This is a genomic window from Streptomyces hilarionis (genome assembly GCF_024539675.1).
In the GTDB taxonomy this organism is placed as follows: Bacteria; Actinomycetota; Actinomycetes; order Streptomycetales; family Streptomycetaceae; genus Streptomyces; species Streptomyces hilarionis.
This window is the reverse complement of record NZ_JAHHIT010000319.1, coordinates 1-3,033: the sequence shown is the minus strand read 5'-3', so window position 1 is coordinate 3,033 and position 3,033 is coordinate 1. Positions and strand designations below refer to the sequence as shown.

The window sequence follows — 3,033 nt, the reverse complement described above, 5'->3', positions numbered from 1 at the left end:
ACCCCGTATCCGCCGCAGCCTCCCCACCCCCACGGGCAGCCGCCCCGGAGCTGAACGCTCGCCGAGACCTCTCACCGGGCCCGCCCGCACGGTGAGAGCAACGTTCCTTTCCGGTCACCCACAGCCACAGCACGGAAACGCGCCCTCCCTACCTTCGGGACTCATCACCGCTCATCCCCCGAACCACCCGAGCCCGGAGCACGTGGAGGCGTCATGACAGCCCCGAGTACAGCCCCCGCACCGCCGTCCCCCGCGAGGAAGGGGAGCCGCTGGATCGAGGAGTGGGACCCGGAGGACGAGGCCTTCTGGAACGAGAAGGGCGAGAAGGTCGCGCGCCGCAACCTCCTCTTCTCGGTCCTCTCCGAGCACATCGGCTTCTCGATCTGGACCATGTGGTCGGTGCTGGTGCTCTTCATGGGCCCGGAGTACGGCCTCACCCCGGCCGACAAGTTCCTGCTGACGTCCATGGTGACGCTGGTCGGGGCGGTCGTGCGGGTGCCGTACACCTTCGCCGTCGCGCTCTTCGGCGGACGGAACTGGACGATCATCTCCGCCGGGCTGCTGCTGGTCCCGAGCGTCGCCGCGTTCGCGGTGATGGAGCCGGGGACCTCCTTCGACACGTTTCTGCTGGTCGGCCTGATCGCGGGCATCGGCGGCGGCAACTTCGCCTCCTCCATGACCAACATCAACGCCTTCTTCCCGCTCCGCAAGAAGGGGTGGGCGCTGGGGCTCAACGCGGGCGGCGGCAACATCGGCGTGCCGGTCATCCAGCTGATCGCCCTCGCCGTCATCGGCGCGAGCGGCGGGCCGCGCGTGCTGCTCGGCATCTACATCCCGCTGATCGTCCTCGCCGCGACGCTCGCCGCGCTGTACATGGACAACCTGGCCACCCTGAAGAACGACACCGGCGCCGCGGTCGACTCCGCCAAGGACGCGCACACGTGGATCATGTCCTTCCTCTACGTGGGCACCTTCGGCTCGTTCATCGGCTACAGCTTCGCCTTCGGGCAGGTCCTGACCAACCAGTTCGGCCGGACGCCCCTCCAGGCGGCCTACCTCACCTTCATCGGCCCGCTGCTCGGCTCGCTGATCCGCCCGGTGGGCGGCTGGCTGGCCGACCGTTACGGCGGCGCGAAGATCACCCTCTACAACTACGTCGGCATGGCCGCCGCCACCGCCGTCCTCGTCTTCGCCAGCATGCGCAAGTCGCTGCCCCTGTTCGTGGCCGTCTTCGTCGTGCTGTTCGTGCTCAGCGGACTCGGCAACGGCTCGACGTACAAGATGATCCCCGGCATCTTCCAGGCGAAGGCCGTCGCCAAGGGCCTGGAGGGCGAGGAGGCCGCCGCGTACGGACGCCGGCTGTCCGGCGCCTCCATGGGACTGATCGGCGCGGTGGGCGCGCTCGGCGGCGTCGGGATCAACCTGGCGTTCCGTCAGTCGTTCCTCTCCTACGGCTCCGGCACCGGCGCGTTCGTCGCCTTCCTCGCCTTCTACGCGGCCTGCTTCGCCGTCACCTGGGCCGTATACCTTCGCCGCCCGGCGGGCAGGGTGACCGCGTCCGGACCGGCCTCCGAGGCGAAGCCCCAGCTCAGTTATGCCGAGGTGTGACGTAACACTGGCGACATGAAGCCGAACCGAGCCTGTCACGCGCCGTTGACAGGCTCGTCGGCATGTAGGCGGGCACGCGAATCTAGCGGGACGAGAACTATGTACGAGGAACAGCAGCAACCGGCCCCCGGCCCCCAGGGCGCCGTCGAACACGGGCCCCTCGCGGGCTTCACCGTGGGCGTGACGGCCGCGCGCCGGGCCGAGGAGCTCGGCGCGCTGCTCCAGCGACGCGGGGCGGCGGTGCTGCACGCGCCGGCCCTGCGGATCGTGCCGCTCGCCGACGACGGCGAGCTGCTCGCCGCCACCAAGCACCTCATCGACCAGGCGCCGGACGTCGTGGTCGCCACCACGGCCATCGGCTTCCGCGGCTGGGTCGAGGCCGCCGACGGCTGGGGGCTCGGCGAACAGCTGCTCGCCCGGCTCGGCGGCGTGGAGCTGCTGGCCCGCGGGCCCAAGGTCAAGGGAGCGGTGCGGGCCGCGGGACTGACCGAGCAGTGGTCGCCGTCCAGCGAGTCCATGGCCGAGGTCCTCGACCGGCTTCTGGAGGAGGGCGTCGAGGGCCGCCGGGTCGCCGTCCAGCTGCACGGCGAGCCGCTGCCCGGTTTCGTGGAGTCGCTGCGGGCCGCGGGCGCGGAGGTCGTGGGGGTGCCCGTCTACCGATGGATGCCGCCGGAGGACATCGCGCCGCTCGACCGGCTCCTGGACGCCGCCGTCTCCCGCGGGCTGGACGCGATCACCTTCACCAGCGCGCCCGCCGCCGTCTCGCTGTTCTCGCGCGCCGAGGAGCGCGGGCTGCTGCCCGACCTGCTCCGCGCCCTGCACCACGACGTGCTGCCCGCCTGCGTCGGGCCGGTCACCGCCCTGCCGCTTCAGGCACGGGGTGTGGACACCGTCCAGCCGGAGCGGTTCCGGCTCGGGCCGCTCGTGCAACTGCTGTGCCAGGAGCTGCCCGGGCGGGCCAGGACGCTGCCGGTCGCCGGGCGCCGACTGGAGATCCGCGGACACGCCGTGCTGGTGGACGGGTGCCTGAGGCCGGTGCCGCCGGCGGGCATGTCGTTGCTGCGGGCGCTGTCGCGGCGGCCGGGCTGGGTGGTGCCGCGGTCGGACCTGCTGCGGGCCCTGCCGGGCTCGGGCCGCGACGAGCACGCCGTGGAGACGGCGATGGCCCGCCTCCGGACGGCCCTCGGCGCCCCGAAGCTGATCCAGACGGTGGTCAAACGGGGCTACCGCCTGGCCCTGGACCCGGCCTCAGACGCGAAGTACGCGGACGCGTAGAGAACACCGGCCCACCGACACCGCGGCCACCGCGGCGCGCGGCCACCGGGGCGAAAGCCAAAAGACCGGCAGGCGACCGGACCGGCAGGCCAGTGGACCGGCGGGCCGGCGGATGGGCAGGTCCCGGGGGCTGCCGGTCCACTGGCCTGC

General features: G+C 72.3%; 2 protein-coding genes. Both read left to right on the top strand.

Annotated features, from left to right (window positions below):
• Nucleotides 1-213: 213 nt before the first annotated feature.
• The gene (locus KMS84_RS38280) at nt 214-1,608 is read left to right on the top strand and encodes a nitrate/nitrite transporter (RefSeq protein ID WP_256921167.1); all 1,395 of its coding nucleotides are present in this window, start codon (nt 214-216) and stop codon (nt 1,606-1,608) included.
• Nucleotides 1,609-1,707: 99 nt separating this feature from the next.
• On the top strand, nt 1,708-2,883 hold the full coding sequence (locus KMS84_RS38275; protein WP_256921166.1) for a uroporphyrinogen-III synthase: 1,176 nt from the start codon (nt 1,708-1,710) through the stop codon (nt 2,881-2,883).
• Nucleotides 2,884-3,033: the final 150 nt, after the last annotated feature.

Excerpts from the sequence above, each read along its gene's own strand:
- KMS84_RS38275 (WP_256921166.1), top strand. The coding sequence starts at position 1,708 with ATGTACGAGGAACAGCAGCAACCGGCCCCCGGCCCCCAGGGCGCCGTC.
- KMS84_RS38280 (WP_256921167.1), top strand. The coding sequence starts at position 214 with ATGACAGCCCCGAGTACAGCCCCCGCACCGCCGTCCCCCGCGAGGAAG.